The following is a 26,127-nucleotide window of genomic DNA, read 5'->3' as shown; positions in this document are numbered from 1 at the left end:
TCTTATGAAAATCAATGAATTAAAAAGTCCTCGTCAGCTAAAAAGTCTGAATATAAAAGAACTGAACGAATTGTGTGATGAAATTCGTACTTTTCTCATAGAAAATATCTCTCATACAGGCGGACATCTTGCCAGTAATCTGGGAGTCGTTGAGCTGAGCGTGGCCATTCATAAGGTTTTTGATTCACCGAATGATAAGATCATTTTTGATGTAGGTCATCAAAGCTACGTGCATAAGATATTGACCGGAAGAGCCAATCGTTTCTATACGCTGCGTCAATATAAGGGACTCTCCGGCTTTCAGAAGCGTGCTGAAAGCGAACATGACTGCTATGAAGCAGGTCACTCCTCGACAGCTTTAAGCAGTGCTTTGGGCTTTGCGATGGCTAGAGATTATAATCATGAACAGCATCAGGTCATTGCAGTGGTCGGTGATGCCTCACTGATGAGCGGCATATCCTTGGAAGCTTTGAATACGATCGGTGAACGGCAAAGCAAGATGATCATTATCTTAAATGACAATGGGATGTCGATATCAAAAAATGTCGGGGCGCTAAGTGATACTTTGACAAAGATGCGTACTTCTGAAGTATATAATAAAACAAAAAAAGTGGTCAGCAGCTCACTCAACAAGAATAAGGCCGGCCAAAATCTTTATCATACCATTTCAAATATAAAAAATTCAGTAAAGCGCAATGTCGTGGAATCCAGCTTTTTTGGTGATTTTGGTCTTGATTATCTTGGACCGATCGACGGCCATAATCTTCATCAGCTGATCCAGACGCTGGAAACGGCAAAGAATCATCAAGGACCGATCGTTGTCCATGTATGTACGAAAAAAGGAAAGGGATATAAATACGCTGAAAATGATACAACCGGCAAATGGCATGGTGTTTCTGCTTTTAATGTCCGTACCGGAGAGCTTTTACACCAGATTCCGAAAAATGCGCTGTCATGGAGTCAGCTGATCAGTGATACGCTTTTGCAGTTGGCGGCTGACAATCCGGATATCATTGCGATTACACCGGCCATGATCACCGGCAGCAAGCTTGAAAATTTTCAAAAAAAATATCCGGATAGATTGATCGACTGTGGAATTGCGGAAGATCATGCGGCTATTTTGGCGGCAGGACTGGCCTGTGCCAAAAAGCGTCCTTTCCTGGCAATCTATTCTAGTTTTTTACAGCGTGCTTATGATCCGATCAATCATGATATCTGTCGAATGGATCTGCCGGTCGTCATCGGTATCGATCGTGCCGGTCTTGTCGGTGAAGATGGAGCTACGCATCATGGCTGCTTTGATATACAGCTGTTAAGAAGCCTGCCGAATATGATCCTCTCACAGCCCAAGGATGCACATGAGGCCCGTAATCTGCTTTATACGGCTTTTTCTCAAGATCATCCTTTTGCGATACGTTATCCGCGAGGAAATGTAATAAAAGATGAAGAAAAAATGGAAAAAATTGAAATTGGCAGCTGGTGTGAATATCCGATCACAGGCAGATGTGAGCTTTATGTTGTTTCATATGGAAGTGATGTCGATGCCGTTATTTCAAAGGCTCAGGCAAATCATTTAAATTTAAATGTGGTCAATGCTCGTTTTTTCAAGCCATTGGATACGATCATGCTGGATCATATGGCAGCGAGTCATCTGCCGATCATTGTTTATGAAACCGATATTCTTGCCGGCGGTTTATCAAGTGCCATGCTTGAATATTATAATGATACACAGCAAACGGTACCTTTGATCCGTATCGGCATTGATGATCATTATGTTGCCCAGGGAAGCATCAGTGAATTAAGAAAGTCTGAAAAAATTGATTTAAATTCACTTTTTGAAAAGATCGGAGAGCTTCTTCATGAGGCTTGATGTTTACTTATGTGAAAACAAACTGGTCAAGTCACGCACCTATGCACAGGATGCCATTCGTGAGGGAAGGGTCAGCGTTAATGGAAAGCTTATTTTTAAGCCTTCGTATGAAGTAAATGATGGTGAGGTTCAGCTGCTGTCCAAAGAAATCGAATTCGTTTCCAGGGGCGGTTATAAGCTGTATGATGCCTTAAAAGATTTCAATATTGATTTAAAAGATAAGAATGTTGCCGATATCGGTGCCAGTACCGGTGGCTTTAGCGATGTTGCCCTTCAAAGCGGTGCTAATCATGTATATGCCATTGATGTGGGTACTTTGCAGCTGGATGATTCATTAAGACATCATCCGCGTCTGACGAGCATGGAAAATACCAATGCTCTTGATTTAAGCACTGATGATTTTATGCATGAAATCAATTTTGTGGTCATGGATGTTTCCTTTGTTTCTGTAAAGGCGCTGTTGCCTCATTTGATCGCTTTATTTCCTAAGGCCCAATTTCTTGTACTTATCAAGCCTCAATTTGAGGCGGGAAAAAAATATATCGGAAAAAACGGTATCGTGAAAGATAAAAAGGTTCATGAGAGGGTTTTAGAAGATATCTATTATTTTCTTTTATCAAATCAATGTTCACTATTGCATATAGGTAAATCTAAAACAAAAGGAAAAGATGGAAATCAGGAATATTTCATCGACTTTATCGTTCAGCCTTCCTCTTCTTCTTTTCCGATATCAGAGATAAAAAAGCTAGTCAGATAGCTTTTTTTCTTTTTATCTTTTGGTTTTCATTATCTTTAAAAGATGATAAAATAAGTAAGGATAAGTAGAAAGGAATCTCATGTTTAAAGAAATATACGTTAAAAATTTTGTTCTGATCGATGATCTTCATCTGGAATTTTCTGAAGGACTCTCTGCTTTTACCGGTGAAACTGGTGCCGGTAAAAGTCTTTTGATCGATGCAATCTCTTTATTGTGCGGTGCAAGAGCCAGCAGTGAATATGTTGCGATAGATAAGGATTATGCACTGATCGAAGGAGTCTTTACATTGGATGAGAAGCATCCGGCAGCAGTGCTATGTGAGGAGATGGGGATCGAATTGGAAGATGAAATGATCGTCACCAGAAAAATAAACAGTGACGGCAAAAGCAGCATCAAGATCAATCAGCGAAGCATTCCTTTATCATCGCTGCGTATGATCATGTCCCAGCTGATCGACATTCATTCCCAGCATGATACACAGTATTTATTGAATAAACAATATCATATCACTTTGCTTGATGAATACTGTCACATGGAAAAGAAGCTGGATGAGTGCAAAAAGAAGTATCAGAGCTATCAGAAGGCATTACATGCTTATGAAGAATTTCAGAATAATGAATTAAGTGATGATCTTGATTTTCTAAGATATCAGGTCAATGAGATCGATCAGGCAGAATTGAGTGAAGAGAAGCTTTCTGACATGAATGAAGAGTTGAATCAGTTAAATAACTTTGAAAAGCTGAATGAACATCTTTCAAATGCCTATGTACATCTGACTAATACCGATAAAACTCTTGAAAATCTTTATGAAGCCATTCATTCGCTTGAATCATTAAAAGAATTTGAATGGGTCGATGAGCTGACTGAGAAACTGAATGATTGTTACTATGAAATTGAAGAAGCTTCATCACAGATCAATGATCACCTGCAGCATTTGGATTATGATGAAAATCGTGTCAATGAGATCAATGAATATCTTTTTCTCTACAATAACCTTAAACGCAAGCATGGGAATAGCGTAAAAGAAATTCTGGAAAAACGGGATCAGCTCATGCAGCGGATCGAAATGATCGAAAATCGTGCAGAGATGCTTGAAAAGCTGAAACATCAGGTGGATGAAGCCTATGGCAGCTTTGAAAAGACGGCACTTGAAATTTCTGCGATTCGTAAGGAAAAGGCGAGATTGCTGGAAAATGAGATCATGAAGGAATGTTGTGATCTCTATCTGGAAAAGGCACGTTTTGAGGTCCGCTTTGAAGCGTGTGATGCGAATGCGCGAGGACTTGACAGGGTAGAGTTTTATGTTTCGATGAATCCCGGGGAACCTTTAAAACCTCTTTGTAATGTCGCAAGCGGAGGGGAATTGTCACGTTTGATGCTTGGACTAAAAACGATCTTTACGGATCTTACCTCGATTGAAACGATCATCTTTGATGAAATCGATACCGGTGTTTCGGGAAAGGTTGCTTTAGCTATCGGCAGAAAAATGCGTCAGATTGCCCAACGTCATCAGTTATTTGCAATCACCCATCTTTCCAGTGTCGCAGCCTGCGCCCACCATCATTATGTGGTAGAAAAGACGCAGTCTGCTGATTCGACAAAGACGCATATTCGTGAGCTGGACAAGGAAGAAATCATCGCTTCACTTGCCCTTATGTCTACAAATTCGATGAGTGAGAGTGCGCTTATGGCCGCCAGAGAGCTTTATGAAAGTGCTCAGGCAAAATAAAGAATAAAGATATGACCTCCCATCCATACTAGATGTGGGAGGTTTTTATATGAAAAGAAAATATGTCATATTTCTACTTCTCCTAGGACTTTTTACGGTTTCCGTTCAGTCCAGAGAAGTTTATCTAGGCGGTGAAAGCATTGGCATTCAGCTGCAATATGAAGGTGTGCTGATCACTGCTACTTATCAGGTGGATACCAAAGATTTTTCGTATAATCCTTCACAGAGTGATATTCAAAGCGGTGATACGCTCAAGGAGATTGATGGCAGAAAGATCGACACCTTGGAACAGCTCAATGAAATTCTATTACAAAAAAAGAATCAGACAGTTGTATGTACCTTAAAAAGAAAAAATGAAATCATTTACCGTAATCTCAAGGTCATCGAAGATCATGGCAAGATCAAAACCGGCTTATTCGTAAAAGATGAGATCATGGGCATAGGTACCTTGACTTATATCGATCCTGCAAATTCTACCTATGGATCCTTAGGTCATGAAATCATCGATCAGGACACTAAACAAACCATTCGCTTTGATCAGGGAATCCTTTATACATCAAGCGTGAAAGATATACAAAAAGCCCAAATATCACGTGTTGGCGAAAAACAGGCCTTGATTCATTTTGATCATTCTATCGGTAATATTTTAAAGATCAGTCGCTTTGGTGTATTTGGAAACAGTTATGAACCTTTGTCAGAGCGTTTGATAGAAACAGCTTTACAGGAAGAGATCAATATAGGAAAAGCAACAATGTATACCGTATTAAATGATGAAAAAGTAGAAGCGATCGAAATTGAGATCATAAAAAAATATAAGCAGAGCGAAGCAGATATCAAAAGCTTTGAATTTGTGATCATTGATGCGCAAATATTAGAAAAAACAGGCGGTATCATACAGGGAATGAGCGGATCACCAATCGTACAAAATGAAAAGCTGATCGGAGCGGTCACGCATGTATCTGCCCAAAATCCTGCAACCGGCTTTGGTGTTTATATCGAATGGATGCTGGAAGAAAGCGACTAAAACCGACAATATGTCGTTTTTTTTCCATAAATCGTCAGCATTTGCACTTTTGAAAGCGTTCACGCTTGTTTAGTTGACGTATTTCGACACGAAATCCTATCATTACTGTTTTTTATCAGATATAATGAAGATAGGAGGACATAACAATGACCAATAAAATGAGTGTTTATGTCGTAGATGATAATAACGAAGGCTGTAATCGCATGAAGGATGAATTAAGAAAATCAGATCGGTTTGAAGTGGTAGGAAGCGCAAGCAACGGGGAGCAGTGCTTAAAAGAACTTACCAATCGCAGCATCGATTTTCTTATTTTAGATCTGATCATGCCTATTAAAGATGGCTTTCAGGTACTTAGTGAATTAAAGCAGCATCGTATCAACATCAAGCATATCATCGCCACAACTCCTCTTATCAATGACGCTATGATCGTTGATCTTCAGAAATACTCAATTGCCTATCTGCTGATGAAGCCTTTTGAGGTAAAACAGATTCTTAACAAAATGATCGCTATAAGTGGGGTTGAAACAAATGGTAATGTCATATCATTAAATGTTTCTGAGCGCGATAAGCTTTTGCATCTTGAATTAGAGAAGGATGTAACGGAAATTCTGCATGAAATCGGTATTCCGGCACACATCAAGGGTTATCTCTATTTACGGACCGCTATTCTTGAAACCTATGAAAATATTGACTTTCTGGGACAGATCACAAAGGTTTTATATCCGGAAATAGCACGTCTTTATGCAACGACATCTTCACGTGTCGAAAGAGCCATCCGTCATGCGATCGAGGTTGCATGGAACAGGGGAAATGTCGATGCCATTGATGAGATCTTCGGATATACGATTTCCGCAAGCAAGGCCAAGCCGACAAATTCAGAATTTATTGCAATGATATCCGATAAATTACGTTTGGACAATAAAGTAAAAAATAGCGACAGATATTATCGTTAAACCGTCATTGACGGTTTTTTTATTGGGAATTCATGTGAATCATATTTCATATTATAGATGTTAAATTAGATGTAAATATAAAAATATAAAATAATCATATCATAAATGATTGTTATATGATATAATTGATACAGCTTCATTCAGTTTGCTGATGTTATTTGTGAAGAATGAAGATATCATTAATTTACAGAAATAAAGATCGTAATATAATACATAGTATGTGTCAGAGCAGGGAGGATGTATGGCAAGAGTCTTATTTCATATTGATTTAAATGCATTTTATGCCAATGCGGAAATATTAAGGAACAGTTCTTATGAAGGTGTGCCGTTGGTTGTCAGCGGTCTTTCAAGACGAGGGGTCGTCTGTACTGCCAGTTATAGTGCCAGAGAGCTGGGAATCCATTCCGCAATGCCGATCCAGCAGGCTCTTCAGATCTGTCCGCATTTGATCGTGGTACCTGTTGATTTTGACTGGTATGAAACACTTTCACAGCGTTTTTTTGATTATATCCGTGAATATTCGATGTATGTTGAACCTGTCAGCATTGATGAATGCTTTGTCGATGTCACAAGGATCATTCAAAACTATAAACGGCCGTTGGATCTTGCGTGGCAGATCCAGCAAGGCTTAAAAGAAAAAATCGGTCTAAGCTGTTCCATAGGGGTCGCACCGAACCGCTTTTTGGCGAAGATGGCGTCCGATATGCGCAAGCCTATGGGAATCACGGTATTGCGAAAACATGAGGTTCCTAAAAAGCTCTGGCCGTTACCTATTGAAAGTATGTGGGGAATCGGTAAAAAAACGGCACCAATCTTACGACAACATGGCATTGAAACGATCGGTGACCTGGCAGATGAGAAAAATGAAGCCATTGCCTTGCGTATCTTAGGAAAAAACGGTTATCATCGTATTGAAAATGCTCGGGGCAATGATTCCAATAAGTTAAGCTTTACGACCAGCGTCCAATCTATTTCACAAAGTACGACCATGAATCGTGATGTTGAAGATTATGATGAGATCAAGAATGTTTTAAAAACGCTGGCACATGATCTTTCACTGCGTGCCAAGGAAGAAAAGGTACAGGGAAAGACAATTTCTGTCAGTATTCGTTATGCTGATTTTTCAACGATCGTGCGTAGTTATACGATGGATCAAACGACTGCTGATATGAATACGCTGTTTGAATATGCACTTTTTCTTTTTGATAAGAATCACATCAGCAATCAGCCGATTCGTCATCTTGGAATCTCTCTTGGCTCGCTCATCGATCAAAATCATTCACTTGAACAGATTTCGATCTTTGAACCTCATGTCGTGACGCATGAGGATATATTAAATGAATTAAATAAGAATTTTGAGGCTCCTCTTTTAGTATATGCCAGTGATCTCTTGAATAAAAATAAATAACATCTGTGCCTTCTTTTGATCCATCATTTTTTCTATGGTAACAGCATAGACTGAAATATGAAAAAAATACATAAAAATCAGCTTCTTTTTATTCTGATCGTTTTATTTGGCGGTATCCTTATCGGATGTATCGGTTCCACTTTTCTGGAAATGGAAAATCTGAATCAGCTGGATGTGATCTTGCTTCCGATGAATGATGCCTTTGATCTGTATCCGACTTTTCTGTTTCAGTTTGCTTTACAGATGCTGTATATTATCGGTATAGTGATCTTAGGTACATCGATACTGGGAACCTTTCTGATTGCTTTTCTTTTATTTACGAAAGGTTTTCAGATCGGCTTGACTTGTATGATGTTCATCTATACCTATGAGCTAAAAGGAATATTGGGAATCTTTTTGACATTGCTGCCGCAAGTAGCTTTAGAAATGATCCCGATCGTGATCATTGCCATCTATTCTATAGAATCCAGCAATCACATTCTGTATTCCTGTCTAAATCCTCATAAGCTTAAATTGTCATTGGAGCTCAATAAAGGTTTAAATTACTTATTGCTTTCAATTGGCAGTGTTTTAATTGCCAGCTATTTAAAATCTACTTTAATTATCATGCTTATCCGTTTCTTTAATCAATTTTAAGTGATATAATAGATACGGAGGTTTTATGGAACTGAAGGAAGCATTGGAAAATTATCTTCATTATATTACTTCTGTTGATCAGAAAAGTCTTGCTACGATTTCGTCTTATCAGCACGATCTTGAAAGATATATCCATTATATGGAGTCAAATCATGTCCATGACATTGAAGATATTTCTTATGAAATGATTCATGGATACATATTGAATATGAATCATGGCTATGCTGCCGCAAGCGTAAATCATGCGATCACTTCGATTCGAATGTTTCATGAATATAGTGCGATTTCTTATAATATTCCGAATCCGACTATTTTTATCAAAACTAAAAAAAAGGAACAAAAGCTGCCACGTTATTTGAGCGTTGAGGATGTAAATAAGCTTTTGGCTTATCAGAATGATAGCGATCAGGAAATCTGTGATGTAGCAATCTTAGAAACGATCTATGGATGTGGTCTGCGAGTAAGTGAATGTGTTTCTTTGAAGATCAGCCAGCTTTCCTTGGCACAGAAAGTTGTCAAGGTCACCGGAAAGGGAAGTAAGGAAAGACTGCTTCCTTTAAATAGCAGAAATGTTGATGCTATAAAAAAATATGTGGAAGTCGTTCGTAAAAAAAGGGATACGCATAAAAGTCCTTATTTATTTTTGAATCAGCATGGAAATCCATATGCAAGGGAACAGATACATACGATGCTGAAGAAAAGATGTCGAAGCGTTCAAGTAGATGAACGTATCAGTGCCCATTCTCTTCGCCACTCTTTTGCTACCCATCTTCTGGATGGTGGTGCGGATTTGCGCAGTGTTCAGGAACTTCTTGGTCATAGTGATATCTCTACGACCCAGATATATACACATGTCCAAAACAAACGTTTAAAAGATGCCTATGCATCGTTTCATCCACGAAACAGAAAGGATTAACATGAAATACAAACGTATATTTACTATTATTATTGACTCATTGGGTGTCGGTGAAATGCCCGATTGCAAAAAATTTGGTGATGAGAATGTAGATACGCTTTATCATCTTTCGAAAGCTGTCGATTCTTTTCATATTCCAAATATGCAGAAGCTGGGCTTTGCAAACCTGCATCCCATCGAACATGTGGAAGCGGTCGATGAACCGCTTGGCTATTATGCGAAAATGATGGAAATCAGCAATGGCAAGGATACCATGACAGGACATTGGGAACTGATGGGATTAAAGATTACAACACCTTTTAAAACATTTACAGAAACAGGTTTTCCGAAGAGCCTTTTAGATGAGCTGGAAAAAAGGACCGGTCATAAGATCGTCGGCAATAAGAGTGCCAGCGGAACAGAAATCTTAGATGAGCTGGGTGAACATCAGATGAAAACAAATGATATGATCGTTTATACATCGGCTGATTCTGTTTTACAGATTTGTGGCCATGAAGAAACTTTCGGATTAGAGGAGCTTTATCGCTGTTGTGAGATTGCCCGCGAGCTTACGATGAAGGATGAATATAAGGTTGGTCGTGTCATTGCCCGTCCTTATATCGGTGACGGAAAGGGTCATTTCACACGCACGAGCAATCGTCATGATTATGCGTTGAAACCATTCGGCAGAACGGTATTAAATGAATTAAAGGATCATGGCTATGATGTAATTTCTGTCGGCAAGATCAATGATATTTTTGACGGTGAGGGTATTACGGAGGCGTATAAGTCAAAAAGCTCTGTTCATGGCATGGAACAGACCATTGAAATCAGCGAAAAGAATTTCAATGGACTTTGCTTTGTCAATCTTGTTGACTTTGATGCTTTATGGGGTCATCGCCGTAATCCTCAAGGATATGCAAGCGAGCTTGAAAAATTTGATGTTAAGCTTGGTGAACTTTTAAGCAAGCTTAAGGAAGATGATCTTTTGATCATCAGTGCTGACCATGGTAATGATCCTACTGCCAAAGGAACGGATCACACCCGTGAGATGGTACCATTTGTGTGCTATTCACCATCGTTCAGCGGACATGGAAAAATGCCGCTTAGTCAAACATTTGCATCTCTTGGATGTACGATAGCTGATAATTTTGGCGTTAAGCTGCCGGATATCGGTGAATCATATTTGGAATATTTGAAATAATATAAATAGGAGGAATCTTTTATGTCGAATTGTGACGGATGCCCAAGTCAGGGCAATTGCGGTAAAAATCAGGATGAATGCGGTGTAAAGCTTAATCCAAACAATCATATCAAAAAGGTTATTGCTGTCATGTCAGGAAAAGGCGGAGTCGGCAAGTCAAGCATGACGACGCTTTTAGCTAAAGCGGCAAATGCCAGAGGACTTCATGTAGGTGTCATGGATGCTGATATTACAGGGTCTTCTATTCCGCGACTTTTTAATCTTCAACATGAAAAAGCATATGGAGATGGTCAGAAGCAGATCTATCCTGTTGTAGATGAAGATGGTATCAAGACCATGTCGATCAATTATTTGATCGAGGAAGAAAATACTCCTGTAATATGGAGAGGCCCGATCATCAATAGTGCGATCCAACAGTTTTGGAATGATGTGCTTTGGGGCGATCTGGACGTACTTTTTATTGATATGCCGCCAGGTACAGGAGATATTGCATTAACGATCATGCAGACATTGCCGGTGAGCGGAGTCATCATGGTATCGACACCTCAGCCGATGGTTTCGATGATTGTATCAAAAGCAATCAATATGTTGAATCAGATGAATGTACCGGTATTAGGTGTCATTGAGAATATGGCTTATGTAGAATGTCCTGACTGTGGAAAGAAGATTGAGCTATATGACAATAATGTAGATGAGTTTATTAAAGAGAATCATGTACCATTATTGGCAGAATTACCATTTAATAATGGAATTTCTCGATTAAATCATGAAGATCAGATAAATGAATCAGATACGGAAGCAATTAAGAAATGGATATTTCCGGTGGTTGATCAGCTGTTTGTCAATCAATAAATATAAAATAAAGAATGCTGTAAGTCACAGACATTCTTTTTTTATTAAATAAAGATAAATAAATTTATAACATAAGATAGATTATGCGAAGTAATGTATGCCTCAATCTGAGGCTATAGATGTATGCTCTTCCTTATAAATTCTTTAGGGGATTGAAGTTGTTCTATAAGATAGTGAATCGATGATATCCAATTAACAGGGATTTCTTCTTTATAGAAGAGTCTTTTTTCATTTGTAGAGATATAACGTATCTTTTCTTTAGGGTTGCGTATCACATGGATAGTAATCGTTTTAGAAGCAGAAAGCCCTTGTCGATCATGTGCATGATACGTTACTTCATATTGACCGATAACAGCAGTGTTAACATTCCCGCTATACGTAAGCGTATCTGATACATCGCCATCTTGTTCATCATATGCAGATACATTGTTGAAGTAATCAAATTCTTCATACTGGTAGATCGTAATATCTTCTGCCAGGATAAAAGGTGGTGTATTTCCCTGCACTACGGTGACATGTAAAATGTTTTCTGCTTTTTTTCCGTCACTGTCTTTGACCTCAAGATGCAAGTCATATTCACCTGGGAGAGAAATATCAACAGGATGTTTCACAGTGACTTTATCTGTAATTATTCCATCTTCAGGATCACTTGCCTTTATGTATTCTTTAAAATTAAATTCATGTACTTGTAAGGTTGTAATCGTAGGATGGTTTAAAATTTCGATCATTGGCGGCTGATTGGTGTCAATGACATGAATCTTTAAAGCCTCTCCAGAAAAGTCTACCCAGTTTCCGGCAATCCATGAATCAAATGCATTCCCCTCAGAAACAACATTCCTACCAAGCTTACAGACACTGCTATTCCCTGTTTTTACCTTATAGTAGATTGTAGATTCATTGACATGACGATCATAGACATGAGTGAAGGTACTGCCTTCATCAAAAAAACGATTATATCCGTACATTGCATTACATAATGATGAAGCTTGTCTTATCTTTGAACTTTTTGCCGGTGAAATACGCTCAAAAACTGCATAATCAGCAACAGTTAATCTTGTATCATAAAGATTCGAAGATATCTGATACTCGATTTTGCCTTTTTTTAAGACGACCGGTGTAAGTATTGGATAGAACACATCTGTATATTTTGTAAATCCAAGGATATTGGAATGTACGGCAAGCTGTGCTTTATACGATTCATCAATTTTTAAATCTTTTAACGGAATATTAAAAAAAAATCCTACCTGATCATAATTATAGTAGCAGCTACCACCCTGCTGATAATACTCATTCTCTTTACATCTTCGTACATTTAAGACCTTCATGGTATTTGTCTGTGAATTGTATGAAGGCTTTGAGTGATAGGTAATCTTATCATTGGCAGAAGTTAGGATCAATGCATAATCATGTGTTGACGATGTGTTGTAATGATGTGTATTTACAGCCATTCCCCACCCTTGTATCTGTATAGAGGAATCGGTGATCCTTACAGAAGTAATTTCAAAAGGAAAATTCTTTTTGTCTGTTGAAGATGCTTTGACAGGCATGGTAAAAAGGACAATAAATACAAATAAAAATAGTAGAAAAGTTTTTTTCATAAAATACCTCCTACTATTTTATATGCATCAAATGTTCAAAATTCCCAAAATTAATCTCGATTTCTGCTTCCGCGAATCAATAAAATACGCAGAATATTTAAAACTGTCGTAATCAATGCTGCAACATAGGTAAATGCTGCTGCTCTGAGCATCTTTTTCGAAGAAGAAATTTCACTATCCTCGATGATACCATTTGCTTTCAGCTGAACGATAGCACGACTGGAAGCATTAAATTCGATCGGTAATGTTACCAGCTGAAACAACATGATAAGTATCAGGGCGAAGATACCGAACATCAGCAAGAAATCAATATTCGATATGAGTCCGATAAAAATTGAAACCCATCCGAGCTGAGAAGCAATCTGTGTTGCCGGGAGCATCTTATTACGTAAAGCAATAAAGCCATAACCTTCAGCATGCTGGAGCGCATGTCCCACCTCATGGGCAGCGACAGATACACTGGCAATTGATGAATTGTAGTATATATCACTTGACAGATTAACAACCTTTTTCGTTGGATCATAATAATCTGATAATGTTCCTCTATTGCTTGGAACGATTGAAACGTCGTAGATACCGTTTCTTTCAAGGATCAGCTTGGCAGCATCACATCCGCGCATCTGATGAAGCGTTGGCATCTTACGATATTTTTGATAAGAGCTGGAAAGAAAAGACTGCGATATCATCATGATGACGATAATAAATATCCAAATGAAATAGTCCATATCTATTCTCCTTTCTTTTTATTCTATTATACCACAGTTAACAAATATTTATATGACAGAATCGTAACCGCAGATTAGAATCGATTTTCTTTTCGAATATGCATTTTCTTATATATAAAAAAGAAGCGCTGTGCTTCTTATTTAACTGCTTCTTTTAAAGCCTTGGCAGCCTTAAAACCAGGAGCCTTTGTTTCAGGAATCTGGATCGTTTCTTTTGTAGCAGGATTGATACCTGTGCGTGCAGCACGTGTTTTTACTTCGAATTTTCCAAATCCGCTGATATCTACTTTATTTCCTTCTACTAATGAAGCAGTAATCGTATCGAATACTGTTTCAACAGCTACCGTAGCATCCTTTTTAGTCATATCCAATTTATTTGCTACTACATCAATCAGACTTTTTTTGTTTAAAACTTCACTCATTTAAATTACCTCCGTGACAGGGGTATCATACCATTATCACAGACATTATTCAATCATTTTTAGGAATTTTCATAAAATTTTCACATTAAAGAACGATTGCGATAACATTGCCTTTTCCTTTATTTACCAGCTTTGTCAAAATATCCTGCAAACGGACGCGTGCGGTTTCCGGAATCATGGATAATTTTACATTCAGACCATCTTTGATCAGATCAGAAAGCTTACGTCCAAAAATATCTGATTCCCAGATTGTCTGTGAATTTTCACTGTCCCTTGTCAGATATCGAATCAATTCTTCGCTTTGCTGTTTGGAGCCTATGATCGGTTCAAAGCTGCTTTCAACATCTACCTTGATCATGTGGATGCTTGGTGCAACAGCCTTCAGCTTGACGCCATAGCGGCTTCCCTGCTTGATGATTTCCGGCTGTGATAGCTCGATCTCATCCAGTGATGCACTTGCAAAGCCATAACCTGTAAGCTTCACCATCTTTAATGCATTGGAGATAGCATCATATTCCTTTTTAGCTTTTGAAAAATCCTGCATCAAAGAAAGCAATGAAGCTTTATCTACGACATCGACATGGATGATTTCCTTCAGGATTTGGCTGTATAAGCCTTTTTGTACTTGGATTTCGACATTGACATTACCGGTTCCGGGATCGATGCTGGCAAGATGCGATGACTCGATATATTCATTTTCATTTAAAGCGAGGGTCAATGTTTCGACTTCCTTTAATTTTTCAATGATCGACATTCCCTGTTGGATCGAATCATTGATCGTCTTTTTCAGCCAGTGGCTCTTATCCAGTACATCGACCCATGTCGGAAGCTGAATGCTAATTTGAGCGACAGGAAATTCATACAAGGCTTCCTTAAGCAGCTGTAAGATATCGCTTTCCTCTAAACGGTTGACAGCGAGAGCTAAAACAGGAGCATGGACTTTTTCCTTTAAACGGGCAACGACATTTTCACATTGCGCAGAGGCAGGATTTTTTGAATTAACGATGATGATAAATGGTTTTCCGATCTGATCCAATTCTTCAATAACTTCCATTTCTGCCTGTAAATAGGCTTCTCTTGGAATATCGGTAATCGAACCGTCGCTTGTGATGACGATACCGATCGTTGAATGATCTTGAATGACCTTCTGGGTCCCTACCTTTGCGGCCTCATCAAATGGAATCGCATCATCAAACCATGGTGTACGAACCATTCTTATACCGTTTTCATCTTTATAGCCCTTTGCTTCTTCAATCACGTAACCCACACAGTCAACCAGACGTACATTGACCTTAAAACCATCTTCAAATTCAATTTGTGCTGCACTATTTGGCACAAATTTAGGTTCAGCAGTAAGGATCGTTCTTCCTTCGCCCGATTGTGGCAATTCATCCGTCATGCGGGCTTTTTCATATTCATCATGTACGTATGGAAGGACTGCCTTTTCCATAAATTTTTTAATAAAAGTACTTTTACCGACACGTACAGGCCCTACGATTCCTAAATATATGTCACCGCCGCACCTTTGTGCAATATTTTTATAGACTTCCAGTGTATTCATTTCAATCCTCCTAGTCATTAAACCTTATGAGAATCGGAAGTCCTTTATTACAATAAAAAGCAGATTACTCTGCTTTTAGTTCTCGTAGCATCAAATCCTTGGCACTTTGGGAAGGCTTTTTATTTTCATAAAGTACCTGGTAGATTTCTTCAACGATCGGCATTTCGACATGAAGATCTTTCTTTAACTGATGAAGGACCTGAGTCGTACGGATTCCTTCTACGGTCTTATGATTATTCTCCCAGTACACCTTTGATGTATCTGCTTTTCCGATCTGATAACCGGCTTCAAAATTACGGGAATGGGTACTTGTACAAGTAACGATCAGATCACCCATGCCTGTAAGCCCCATAAACGTCTTTTCCTGACCGCCGCTGGCAACCCCAAAGCGGATCATCTCTGCCAGTCCTCGGGTAATCAGGGCAGCTCTGGTGTTGTCACCATAGCCCAAACCTGCCAGCATCCCGCTTGCTAAAGCAATTGAATTTTTAGTGGCAACTCCCAATTCACTTCCAATTTCATCATTTCCGGTATAAACCCTGAAATAATTGTTGGAAAAAACATTCTGGACAATTTTAGCGTCCTCTTCATTTAACGAAACAGAGCATACGCTTGTCAGCATACGGATCACGACTTCCTCAGCATGTGAAGGACCGATCAAAGATACGACACTGCTTAATTTCTCTTTATCGAAAACAGAACGTATGGCTTCTGACATTCGCTTTCCGGTTGTTGGATCAAAACCCTTTGATGTATTTACAAGAATAATCTTTTTGGTAAGAAAAGGCTGTATCTGAGCACAAACTTCAGATGTGACCGCACTTGGAACAGACATGACGACAATATCGGCATCAGCCACTTTAGAAATGTCCAAGGTTCCCTGCAGTTTTTCATTTAAGACTACATCATCGAAATATTTGGAATTTGTATGAAACGTATTGATTTCATTAATTTCTGCAGCATTATTTCCATAAATCAAGACCTCATGTCCATTATCCACGCAAATCTGTGCAAGGGCGCTTCCCCAGCTCCCACTTCCAATTACAAATACTTTCATCTTATTTCTCTCTTTCTCTAGCAATGATACGTAATGTCGTACCGGTAAAATTAAAGGCTTCACGAAGCTTATTTTCTAAAAATCTGCGATAAGAAAAATGCATCAGTTCAGGATCATTGACAAACAAAACAAATGTCGGCGGAGCAACGCTTACCTGTGAAGCATAATAGATACGCAGACGTTTTCCATTGTGCGTTGGTGGCGGCGTCATCAGCTGAGCATCCATGATGACCTCATTTAACACATTGGTCTGTATGCGCATCAGGGAATAATCATGCACCTCATCGATCAATGGCAATATCTGATGGATCCGTTGTTTTTTCAAAGCACTTACAAACAAAATCGGCGCACAACCTAAATAAATAAATTCATTTCTGATCTTCTTTTCAATTTCAATCTGGGTATGACTGTCCTTTTCAACACAATCCCATTTATTATACAGGATGATGATGCCCTTTCCTGCCTCATGCGCATAGCCGGCAACATGCTTATCCTGCTCCCTTATTCCTGTTTCACCATCCAGCACCACACAAACAACATCGCTTCTCTCAATAGCACTCATAGCACGCAATACCGAATATTTTTCGATATTCTCATAAACCTTGCCTCTTTTTCTTATCCCTGCAGTATCAATGACGACATATTCCTTGCCATCATGCTTAAAAGGCGTATCAATAGCATCACGCGTAGTCCCTTCGATATTGGAAACGATCGTTCGGTCTTCATTTAAAATGGCATTCACTAAGGAGCTTTTACCGACATTAGGCCGTCCGATAAATGCAAAAGAAGTAATCCCTTCATATTCACGGCGATTTTTTTCAGGAAAAGTTTTTACAAGCGCGTCCAGCATATCACCGATACCGATGCCGTGAATACCGCTGACCGCAATAGGATCACCGACTCCTAAGCTGTAAAATTCATAAATATTTGAAAGCAGATGATTGTCATCAATCTTATTTACCGCTAAAATCACAGGCTTTTTTGAACGTATCAGCATTTTCGCAATATATTCATCATCATGCGTGACACCCTCTGTTCCACTGACGATGAAAATAATAGAATCAGCTTCTTCAATCGCTATTTCAACCTGCATTTCAATTTCTTTTTGAAAAGGCTGGTCCGCCAGCTGAATACCTCCGGTATCGATTACTCGAAACTCTTTCGTCAGCCATTCTACCTTGCCGTAAATTCGATCACGGGTCACACCCGGAGTATCTTCGACAATGCTCTTTCTTTCACCGATAATGCGGTTAAAAATCGTACTTTTGCCCACATTCGGTCTTCCTACGATAGCACATACACCATTAATCATATACGACTCCCAAACGATTCAATTCGTTTTCGATCTTTGAAACGACTTCATCGATCGTTAAATCAGAGCTATCAATTTCAATAGCATCTTCAGCTTTTTTTAAAGGCGAATGTTCACGATGCATATCCTGATAATCTCTTTTTTCAATATCTTTGATGATCTCATCTCTATCAAAATCAATTCCTTTTTCTATGTATTCCTTAATACGACGATCTGCCCTCGCACCAGGTGAGGCAACCAGATATATCTTTAATTCGGCATCCTTCAACACAACCGTACCGATATCACGTCCATCAAGGATGTAACCTTTGTTTTTGGCAATCTGCTGCTGGAGCTCGACCAAACGCTTGCGTACCTTGAAATGTCTGCTGACACAGCTGGCACCCATAGAGATATCATTCGTACGAATCTTATCCGAAACATCTTCATGATCCAGATATACATGACCTTCTTTATCAAAATCGATCTCCATTCCTTTGATCATTTCTGCCAGCTTTTCTTCATCATTCCAGTCAATACCTTCTTTTTTTGCTTTGTAAGCCACACAACGATACATGGCACCGGTATCCAGATGAGAATAGCCTAACAGCTTGGCACACCTTTTGGCGATGGTACTTTTTCCGGCAGCACTTGGCCCATCAATTGCAATATTAATACGCATGAAACCACCTCATCATATTCTTCCGCTATTACGAAGGATCATAAATACCGTAAAACCGATCACCGCAAATAAGGCAATGACCAAAATCAGCAGGATGATGTTCAAAAGGCGATTGGTCTTATCAATATCGCTGCTTAGCTCATTCATTTCTTCTTCCTGCTTTTCTATTTTAATCTTCATCTGCTGTGTCTGTTCATTCAGCATCTGGATATGCTGGGCAGCCTCAATGTCCTTTGATACCGCATTTTCATCTTCATCGGCTTTTAGCTCCTCATCGCTTTTAGATGCTGTTGCTTCTTCAGCAGGTTCAACCTTGGTTACGTTCATTCCGCTCGTATTTTCTTCCTTCAGAAGCTCCTGAATCTGCATCGCAATTTCCTTTTTTGACTGGACAAGAGTATTCTCATCGATCTTTGGTTCTTCTTCAATTGTTTTGACATAATCCTCTCTTCTTAACCGAGCCGGATTTTTCAATTGATTTAAAATGTCGATTTCTGTAATATCGCTTTGTAAAAGTCCTTTTTCACGATTATACTGCTTCACATCCCTGATCAGATCATCCATATATTCGTTTACAAAGGTATCTGAATCTTTTTTCGGCAATGAGAATTCCCTCTCTCTGCGTGGCGGGACTTCTTCAGTCAGCTCCATTTTTTTAAATAGTACAGGATCGCTTTTTTCAGTATTGTTTTCTTCAATTGTATTGGTATCGATCTGACGGCGCAGATTCTCATATTTTTTCACTCTGGATAATTTTTCCATAATGGCCTCCTCAACTCTCTTTATTATAACAAATTTCACTCTCTATTGATATGAATTTTTATTTTTATTTCAATATAACTGCCGATAACATTTCTTATCCCACCGCTGATAAAAATAAAAGAAGATCAAAAGAAAGACACCTAAAAGTAAAATAAGGATCCAAACAAAATGAATCGAATAGATATCGACAAGAGAACCCACAGTAACGTTTCCCAATGACCCGATGACCATAGAAGTGATATTTTGAATGGAAAGGATACGTCCGCGATGGGTCGAAGGAATTCTTTTGGTAAGATAAGGTGTCGATGAAATCGTACAGATGATCTCTCCAAAAGTAAAAAGAACCATGGAAATGATACATAAATAAAACTGATCACGTATAAAGATATAAAAAGATAATGCCAATATTTCTAAAAAATTCCCCAGATATAAGCGATGAATATCTTTCCAAGCTAAAAAGATTCTTGTAAGCAGCGGTGTCCCTATGATAACGACAGCAGCATTGATGCTTGTCAGAAAGCCGAAATACAAGGCACCTTTTTCAAAAAAAGCAGCTTCCAGATGAAGCGGGATCAAAAAATTAAACTGTGCATAAATCAAACCGCTGATGCTGGCTATCAAAAAATAAACAAGCAGCAGCTTTCGTTTGCAAAGCACTTGCCATAATGCATCGCTTTCCTTTTTTTCATAAAAGCCTTCCTCCGCTTCTGTTTCTTTTTTTATATCTTTGACAAGGAAAAAGATCAGGATCGTTGATGATAAATCAGCGAATCCGCTAATGATAAACGCCAGGGCAAGATAATTTTCAAAAAGCAAACCACCAAGGGTCGGCGCCAGAACAAGTCCCAGATTCATCGAAAGATAGCTCAGCGAATATGCCCTCTCACGCTCATCAGCACTTGTCAGATCAGCAATCAAAGAATCAAAGCTGGGTCCCTCCATCTGTTGAAAAATGCTTCCTAAGGCATAAATGAGGATGGTCACGATGGAAAGCTGCATGAATCCACATATGAGGAAGCATGACACACCTAATAAATCCAGGGTCACGATGATCGTCTTTTTATTATAACGATCTGCCAGTTTACCGCCAATCAGATTACAAGGGATCATGATCAGTGAAAGTACCATCATATAAAAACCGATCTGGGATGCATCAAATCCAAGCTTATTTTTCAGGATCAAGGTCAGCATGGGCCATATCAGCGATCCCATCGAGGTCACGATGCGTCCGAAACATAAGATATATATTTCTTTTTTTAAACCGCCATACATGGCAAACAGATGTCTTGCTATATTCATGAACCTATTTTATCACATCTGAACACAAAGAAAAAGGAATCTTATGATTCCCTAGTCTTTTGCTCTTCCTGAATATTTTCCATCTATTGTTGTTACTAAAACCGTTTCACCTTCATTGATAAAAAGCGGTACACGAATATTTAATCCGGTTTCCAGAACGGCATTTTTCTGAGCACTCGTTGCGGTATCCCCTTTAACTGCCTGTTCTGCTTCCGTAATCTTCAAAGCCACCTTATCAGGTAAGATCACTCCAAGAACTTCTCCCTCATATAAAGAAATGTTCACATTTGTATTTGGTTTGATGAAATTTAATTCCCATGTCAGTCGTTCCATCGGAATTTCCAGCTGATCATATGTTTCATTATCCATAAAGATACAGTTTGTTCCGTCATCATATAAAAACTGCATCTCTCTTTTATCGATATGAGCCGGCTCTACCTTATCACCGCCCGTAAAAGTCAGATCAGAAATCGTACCGGTACGAAGATTTTTGCTTTTGACCTTAACGATCATCTGACGCATAGCTGTCTTGTTATGGGAAACATCAAGAACAGTATAAATACCATTTTCATATTCGATCGTATTGCCCGGTTTCAAATCATTTACAATAATCATAGTTTTCTTCCTTTCGATATCCTCTTTCATTGTAATGAATTTATGATTTTTGTCAATCTTTTTGGTAAGATTCCATCCTGATCCTTCGGGTACAGCCAACATTAACCATTGCGATAAATACTGCACTCAATAAGATCATGAGCTGATCTGAATCAAGCGTTTTATGAAACAAACGGTAAAACAGATACAAGAGGAACACAAAGCATAAGGTAAAGATTCCATCCTTAAATTCAATTATTCGCCCGTTTGCTTCATAATATTGAACAAGCATGAGCTGATATAAAGAAAATAAGAGGGTGGTCAATAGGACAGACGGTTCGAAAAAACCGGTTAATACAAATGGAAACAAAATGAGTAATAAAAGAATTGAAGCTGCGATATTTTTCCACATGCTGATAGTATGCTCATCTTTCATAAACATATTCCACTGATGCAATGCACAAGTAAACCTCATCATATTGAATGATCATGCGGAATTCTGCCTTACCGCTAAAATCAAGCGTGCATTGGCTTCCTTCATAAGATGTACTTACGGTAATATCCTTTTCTTCAAAGACAAAGTCATCGCAATTTTGTTCATAAAAGTCATTTTTGATACGTCGAAGCACTTTTATTTTAACGACTTCAAGATCCGTATCTATATTTTTCAAGGTCGTAAGATGAGCAAGCTGCAAGGAAAAGTAAATAGCTCCGGCAGACAGCAAATGAAAAAGTCCAAGGGCCAGTATCAATACATTCCCTTTATCAGTTGCATCCAAGAAAGCGTTCTTTTCTCTTTGCATCTTTTTCATAGCTGATATAGAAACAATCTCCTTTCTGAATAAAAGAACCTTCTTTGATATTTTCCATGTAGATCACATAGCCGTCTTTACGGACAAGTCTGTTTTTTTCCAAGATCAAACGAGCCTCTTTTTCAAGATAAAAGAAATTCAATTCATCTTCATGGCAGCGAATCTCACTAGCGATGAGAAGGAGATGGCGAAGCTGGTAAAGAGCAATCTCATCCTCAACGGCCACATGAAAATTCTGAAGCTTATGCATAAGCGGCAATACCATCGTCAAAAGAGAGATCGAAAGCGAGAAAACAAAAAGACTTAAAAGCATTTCAAGCATGGTATATCCCTTACTGGCTGGCTTTTTCATAAATGGGATCATGATTGATTTCAACATTTTCTATCCTTTCGATAACATGAATGGTCATCAGCAGATAATTGATGATGAGAAGCACGCTGCTGAATAGAAGCAGGCTTTCAAGAAGACTGTGCCCCTTCTCATTCATTGCTGATCCACCCGCTTCCAAGCTGAAAAACAGCTTTATATCCATTGCATCTCATTGTAAATGCTTTTGAGATATTGCCCTGTTCATTGTAGTGGAACAGCAAGGGATCACAGACAAGGGGTGAAAAGAAATAGTCTTTATCATTGATGGTGACCTTATTTTGATTGATGTGGATCTCATGACGTTTCTGCTTGCTGATCCCTTCAAGCTGGCTCTGTCGCAAAAGTGCTTGTAAAGCTTTAAAATGAAGATAAGAGGAATCAGGAATATGGTGGATCGTCATGCCTGTCATCACAATGAGCATAGTAAGTACAAATATCATTTCTATAAGCGTATATCCGCTATTTTTGTACACTTGCCTGACCATTGACGATTTCGATCATAGAACCGTTTGGGCAGCGGTTCTGTCCTTCCTTCAAATAGCCTTTTTCAATCAAATCACTGATTGAACCAGGTGTGACAAGATTTTCAACCTCATAAAGAAGTATCTGAGAATCAACGACGCTGGTAAGTGCCTCACATCCTTTTGTATGGATGACTTTATTTTTCTGCTGGATATTGGGTAATGTAATTAAGAAAATCAGAGAAATGACAGATAAAACAAGGATCATTTCTAATACCGTAAAACCTTTTTTCATTTCTACCTCCTATAGTTGAGTGATCATATCTAATGGCATCAGCAAAAGCTGATAGATTGAAATAACAAGGATCGCAATCAGCGCATAAGCGATGCTGCTGACAAGCTTTGATGATGTTTTCAGAATTTTTTTAAATTCTCTTTTTTGAAATTCACAGTAATCATACAAGCATCCTTCTAAATTCTGTGTGTAAAAGCCTATTTTAAAAAAGCGTTTAAAGGTCAGATCAAGATAAGGCATCTGTTCGATCACCTGCAGCATTTCTTCACCCTGTTGAAGCTTCATGTTCATTGCTTTGATGTTGATTTGCAAGAAGGTATTCTTTTTCAATTTTGTCAGACATTCGAATACCTGTTTGGTCGAATACCCTCTTTTCATGAGGATGAGTGAATGAAGGGCAAAATCATAGGAGATGATCTTCTTGATGAGAAAAAATCTTCCAAGATAATTTAAATAAATCTGCTGATATTTTTGATTCTGTTTCTTTTTTATAAAAAACAGAAAGATGGACAAAAAAATGATACCAGCCATGAATATCAGCAAGACGCTTAAAATAAAATAGAAGAGCTGATGCAGATGAAAACCTTTTTGTACATCGATCATCATGCTTAGCTGAGGATAGATCTGAACTTCAAAAAATATAAAGACCATGAATGCGAAAAATAAGACAAAAAGCGGATAAGCTGTTTCTTTTAACCAATCCTCACGCAGCTGTTTTTTTATCTTATGATAATCATAAGCTGAAAGGATCGCCTGATCTAATGTCGAGATTTCCATAAAAAACTGAAGGGAGGCATAAAACGGATCCTTTGAATGGAAATCAATGAACTGTTTAAAATCAGCCCCTTCCTCGAGCTGACGCTGAATACTTTCATAACGCCCGAGAATGGTCAATGATGAAAAGAGTGAATATCCTTTGCTTAGAAGAAGAGAAAGCTGAATGAGATCTTCTTTAGTAATCGTTAAGGTCGATCTTCGCATCGGTTGAACGAATGATTTTTTTCTTGACTGCTTCTCTGATCTCGTCCTGAATTGTTTTATGATTTTCAATTTTTCCGTATTCAAGATATCTTTGAAGCTCCTGCTGGGCAAGAATTTCATAAATACAGACTCGCTCCTTTCTTTTGATATCGGGATATAGACGCTGATTGACGACAGCAGTGAGCGTTTCTTTCAGATCAAAAGCTGAAAGGCCTAACTCTGAGAGCCTTTTTATTGCTTCTGTGGCACTTTTCGCATGAAGCGTAGAAAATACCAGATGTCCGCTCAAAGCAGCCCTATAAACCATTTCTGCACATTTTGGATCTCTGATTTCTCCGATCATGATGACATCCGGATCATGACGCAGCAATTGCTTGATGCCCTCTTCATATGTAAAATTCATTTTTTCATTGACCTGAAGCTGAAGATAATTGGAGCTGACGATCTCAATAGGATCTTCTAATGTAATGATCTTTAATTTCTTTTGCCGGGCAATTTCCTCAAGCAAGGCATGTAAGGTCGTTGTTTTCCCGCTTCCCGTCGGTCCGCTAAACAGGATCAAGCCGCTTCTTAATGAACACCACCGTTTAAATTGAACATTTTGTGTCTTTTTCACAGAACATTGACTGATCATGATCGGTGAATGATTATTAAGGATACGCAAGACTCCGGTTTGGCTCTGATAAGAAGAAATACAAGAAAAACGAAAATAATATTCTTTTTCTTTCAGCTTCATCCGAAAAGTCCCGGACTGAGGAACTGTTAAATTACCAAGATCAAGATTCGCACAATATTTGAGATATTGAAAAAGAGCGTCAACCTGATCATCTTCAAAGGGTCTGAAGCCGCTGATACCGCGCATCTCACAGGAATGCCTGGTATCAGAAATTAAAAAATGAATATCCGTAGCTTTTACTTTCTGTGATTCAAAAATCAAACGATACAATATCTTTTTCATAATCCCTCCTACTATTTTATATGCATCAAAGCTTCATTTTTCCCAAAAAAAATAAAAAAAAACAGCATTTTTTTAATGCTGTCCTAAAGCTCTTTCAAATAAGGATTATTTTTAAACTCTTCAAAAAGAGTTGTATTCTCACCATGACCGCAATAAATCTTATAATCCTTATCAATTTTCGCAATTTTTTTCAATGTTTCTTTCATCTGTGAAAAACTACCGCCATAAAGATCACATCTGCCAATGCCCCCTTTAAATAAAACATCTCCGCAAAACATCAGATCATCAATCAACAGCAATACGCTTCCCTTGGTATGTCCGCTCGCCTCTATGACTTCAAATTCAAAGGGTCCTATTTTTGTAACAGGCTGATAGTGAGATACCGCAGCCTTGACTGTAAAAGGCTCAGCCATCACGCTGGCATTCTTTTTGCTGTCGCGCAGCATCTCTTCATCATCCTCAGAAATATAAACGTCACAATGCAATTGTTTGACTAACGGATCCACAGCTTGAATATGATCAAAATGACCATGGGTCAAACAAATCGCATCAACGCAAAGTCCTTCAACCTCTTTCAGGATCCGTTTTGGATTCGCAGCGGGATCAATGATGATGCAATGATCAGCTTCCTTTAAGATATAGGTATTGGTAAATACATTTCCCAATACAAGACGTATGACTTCTTTCATCACGTACAATATAAAAAAAGCCGATAAAGGCTTTCTTTATTTCTTCTCCTTATGTTCAGTTTTCTTATTGCAGCGTGGGCAGTATTTGTTGACTACCATGCGGTCAGGATTTTTCTTTTTATTTCTTGTTGAGATGTAGTTTTCTTCTCCACAGACTGAACATTTTAATGTTAGACGATCTCTCATAATTCCTCCTATTCATTAATTTGCCTACAAATTATAACACAGTATTTCTTAAAATA

The 26,127-nt window shown here is 38.5% G+C and carries 30 protein-coding genes; 10 read left to right on the top strand and 20 right to left on the bottom strand.

Going from position 1 to position 26,127, the window contains the following annotated elements; translation table 11 throughout:
• The first annotated feature begins 4 nt into the window (after nt 1-4).
• The 10 genes from dxs to ACZYT3_RS07960 all read left to right on the top strand — a co-directional run bounded on the left by dxs (nt 5) and on the right by ACZYT3_RS07960 (nt 11,328).
• The gene (gene dxs / locus ACZYT3_RS08005; RefSeq protein ID WP_464088266.1) at nt 5-1,870 is read left to right on the top strand and encodes a 1-deoxy-D-xylulose-5-phosphate synthase; all 1,866 of its coding nucleotides are present in this window, start codon (nt 5-7) and stop codon (nt 1,868-1,870) included.
• The gene (locus ACZYT3_RS08000) at nt 1,860-2,627 is read left to right on the top strand and encodes a TlyA family RNA methyltransferase (RefSeq protein ID WP_464088265.1); all 768 of its coding nucleotides are present in this window, start codon (nt 1,860-1,862) and stop codon (nt 2,625-2,627) included. The genes dxs and ACZYT3_RS08000 overlap by 11 nt, the downstream gene beginning before the upstream one ends.
• A gap of 79 nt (nt 2,628-2,706) precedes the next feature.
• Complete coding sequence (gene recN, locus ACZYT3_RS07995) at nt 2,707-4,356, top strand: DNA repair protein RecN (protein ID WP_464088264.1); 1,650 nt, start codon at nt 2,707-2,709, stop codon at nt 4,354-4,356.
• A 49-nt stretch (nt 4,357-4,405) separates the two neighbouring features.
• Nucleotides 4,406-5,380 (top strand): SpoIVB peptidase S55 domain-containing protein, encoded by a 975-nt coding sequence (locus ACZYT3_RS07990; protein ID WP_294562645.1) that lies wholly within the window; start codon nt 4,406-4,408, stop codon nt 5,378-5,380.
• Nucleotides 5,381-5,526: 146 nt separating this feature from the next.
• Nucleotides 5,527-6,333 (top strand): sporulation transcription factor Spo0A, encoded by an 807-nt coding sequence (spo0A, locus tag ACZYT3_RS07985; protein ID WP_294562646.1) that lies wholly within the window; start codon nt 5,527-5,529, stop codon nt 6,331-6,333.
• A gap of 241 nt (nt 6,334-6,574) precedes the next feature.
• Nucleotides 6,575-7,741 (top strand): DNA polymerase IV, encoded by a 1,167-nt coding sequence (dinB, locus tag ACZYT3_RS07980; RefSeq protein ID WP_294562647.1) that lies wholly within the window; start codon nt 6,575-6,577, stop codon nt 7,739-7,741.
• Nucleotides 7,742-7,798: 57 nt separating this feature from the next.
• Entirely contained in the window at nt 7,799-8,377 is a 579-nt protein-coding gene (locus tag ACZYT3_RS07975; RefSeq protein WP_294562648.1) for a stage II sporulation protein M, read from the top strand.
• 25 nt (nt 8,378-8,402) lie between these two features.
• A complete protein-coding gene (locus ACZYT3_RS07970; RefSeq protein WP_464088263.1) occupies nt 8,403-9,293 on the top strand; it encodes a tyrosine recombinase in 891 nt (296 codons plus the stop codon).
• A gap of 1 nt (nt 9,294) precedes the next feature.
• Complete coding sequence (deoB, locus tag ACZYT3_RS07965; RefSeq protein ID WP_464088262.1) at nt 9,295-10,476, top strand: phosphopentomutase; 1,182 nt, start codon at nt 9,295-9,297, stop codon at nt 10,474-10,476.
• A gap of 21 nt (nt 10,477-10,497) precedes the next feature.
• Nucleotides 10,498-11,328, top strand: a complete 831-nt coding sequence (locus ACZYT3_RS07960) for an Mrp/NBP35 family ATP-binding protein (protein ID WP_464088261.1) — start codon at nt 10,498-10,500, stop codon at nt 11,326-11,328.
• A 113-nt stretch (nt 11,329-11,441) separates the two neighbouring features.
• On the opposite strand, the gene ACZYT3_RS07955 is transcribed toward ACZYT3_RS07960, so the two are convergent.
• From ACZYT3_RS07955 to rpmG, 20 genes are all read right to left on the bottom strand, one after another.
• Entirely contained in the window at nt 11,442-12,926 is a 1,485-nt protein-coding gene (locus ACZYT3_RS07955) for an immunoglobulin-like domain-containing protein (RefSeq protein WP_464088260.1), read from the bottom strand.
• Between the two features lie 50 nt (nt 12,927-12,976).
• A complete protein-coding gene (locus ACZYT3_RS07950) occupies nt 12,977-13,651 on the bottom strand; it encodes a zinc metallopeptidase (protein WP_294562656.1) in 675 nt (224 codons plus the stop codon).
• 137 nt (nt 13,652-13,788) lie between these two features.
• On the bottom strand, nt 13,789-14,073 hold the full coding sequence (locus ACZYT3_RS07945; RefSeq protein WP_071442736.1) for an HU family DNA-binding protein: 285 nt from the start codon (nt 14,071-14,073) through the stop codon (nt 13,789-13,791).
• Between the two features lie 85 nt (nt 14,074-14,158).
• Nucleotides 14,159-15,634, bottom strand: coding sequence for a stage IV sporulation protein A (gene spoIVA / locus ACZYT3_RS07940; protein WP_294562658.1), 1,476 nt, complete (start codon nt 15,632-15,634; stop codon nt 14,159-14,161).
• Between the two features lie 64 nt (nt 15,635-15,698).
• Nucleotides 15,699-16,691, bottom strand: coding sequence for an NAD(P)H-dependent glycerol-3-phosphate dehydrogenase (locus ACZYT3_RS07935; protein ID WP_464088259.1), 993 nt, complete (start codon nt 16,689-16,691; stop codon nt 15,699-15,701).
• A gap of 1 nt (nt 16,692) precedes the next feature.
• Entirely contained in the window at nt 16,693-18,003 is a 1,311-nt protein-coding gene (der, locus tag ACZYT3_RS07930) for a ribosome biogenesis GTPase Der (RefSeq protein ID WP_464088258.1), read from the bottom strand.
• Nucleotides 17,996-18,664 (bottom strand): (d)CMP kinase, encoded by a 669-nt coding sequence (gene cmk, locus ACZYT3_RS07925; protein ID WP_464088257.1) that lies wholly within the window; start codon nt 18,662-18,664, stop codon nt 17,996-17,998. The genes der and cmk overlap by 8 nt, the downstream gene beginning before the upstream one ends.
• A gap of 12 nt (nt 18,665-18,676) precedes the next feature.
• Nucleotides 18,677-19,426 (bottom strand): hypothetical protein, encoded by a 750-nt coding sequence (locus ACZYT3_RS07920; protein WP_294562664.1) that lies wholly within the window; start codon nt 19,424-19,426, stop codon nt 18,677-18,679.
• Nucleotides 19,427-19,495: 69 nt separating this feature from the next.
• Nucleotides 19,496-20,725: an MFS transporter gene (locus tag ACZYT3_RS07915; protein ID WP_464088256.1), complete on the bottom strand. Its 1,230-nt coding sequence runs from the start codon at nt 20,723-20,725 to the stop codon at nt 19,496-19,498.
• 51 nt (nt 20,726-20,776) lie between these two features.
• A complete protein-coding gene (efp, locus tag ACZYT3_RS07910) occupies nt 20,777-21,340 on the bottom strand; it encodes an elongation factor P (protein WP_294562666.1) in 564 nt (187 codons plus the stop codon).
• A gap of 52 nt (nt 21,341-21,392) precedes the next feature.
• Nucleotides 21,393-21,755: a hypothetical protein gene (locus tag ACZYT3_RS07905; protein WP_464088255.1), complete on the bottom strand. Its 363-nt coding sequence runs from the start codon at nt 21,753-21,755 to the stop codon at nt 21,393-21,395.
• The gene (locus ACZYT3_RS07900; RefSeq protein WP_464088254.1) at nt 21,745-22,098 is read right to left on the bottom strand and encodes a hypothetical protein; all 354 of its coding nucleotides are present in this window, start codon (nt 22,096-22,098) and stop codon (nt 21,745-21,747) included. The genes ACZYT3_RS07905 and ACZYT3_RS07900 overlap by 11 nt, the downstream gene beginning before the upstream one ends.
• Complete coding sequence (locus tag ACZYT3_RS07895; protein ID WP_464088253.1) at nt 22,085-22,483, bottom strand: hypothetical protein; 399 nt, start codon at nt 22,481-22,483, stop codon at nt 22,085-22,087. Before ACZYT3_RS07895 ends, ACZYT3_RS07900 begins: the two co-directional genes overlap by 14 nt.
• Nucleotides 22,464-22,619: a hypothetical protein gene (locus ACZYT3_RS07890; protein WP_294562672.1), complete on the bottom strand. Its 156-nt coding sequence runs from the start codon at nt 22,617-22,619 to the stop codon at nt 22,464-22,466. Before ACZYT3_RS07890 ends, ACZYT3_RS07895 begins: the two co-directional genes overlap by 20 nt.
• Nucleotides 22,612-22,923, bottom strand: a complete 312-nt coding sequence (locus tag ACZYT3_RS07885; RefSeq protein ID WP_464088252.1) for a hypothetical protein — start codon at nt 22,921-22,923, stop codon at nt 22,612-22,614. Before ACZYT3_RS07885 ends, ACZYT3_RS07890 begins: the two co-directional genes overlap by 8 nt.
• Nucleotides 22,924-22,960: 37 nt before the next feature.
• Nucleotides 22,961-23,257, bottom strand: coding sequence for a competence type IV pilus major pilin ComGC (gene comGC, locus ACZYT3_RS07880; RefSeq protein WP_294562675.1), 297 nt, complete (start codon nt 23,255-23,257; stop codon nt 22,961-22,963).
• Nucleotides 23,258-23,266: 9 nt separating this feature from the next.
• Nucleotides 23,267-24,322, bottom strand: a complete 1,056-nt coding sequence (locus ACZYT3_RS07875) for a type II secretion system F family protein (protein WP_464088251.1) — start codon at nt 24,320-24,322, stop codon at nt 23,267-23,269.
• Nucleotides 24,210-25,196, bottom strand: coding sequence for an ATPase, T2SS/T4P/T4SS family (locus tag ACZYT3_RS07870; RefSeq protein ID WP_464088250.1), 987 nt, complete (start codon nt 25,194-25,196; stop codon nt 24,210-24,212). The genes ACZYT3_RS07875 and ACZYT3_RS07870 overlap by 113 nt, the downstream gene beginning before the upstream one ends.
• 83 nt (nt 25,197-25,279) lie before the next feature.
• Entirely contained in the window at nt 25,280-25,885 is a 606-nt protein-coding gene (locus tag ACZYT3_RS07865; protein ID WP_464088249.1) for an MBL fold metallo-hydrolase, read from the bottom strand.
• Between the two features lie 36 nt (nt 25,886-25,921).
• Nucleotides 25,922-26,071: a 50S ribosomal protein L33 gene (rpmG, locus tag ACZYT3_RS07860; protein ID WP_071442751.1), complete on the bottom strand. Its 150-nt coding sequence runs from the start codon at nt 26,069-26,071 to the stop codon at nt 25,922-25,924.
• Nucleotides 26,072-26,127 lie beyond the last annotated feature (56 nt).

Source organism: Traorella sp. mt218 (assembly GCF_055420025.1).
This window is presented reverse-complemented; position numbering and strand designations above follow the sequence as displayed.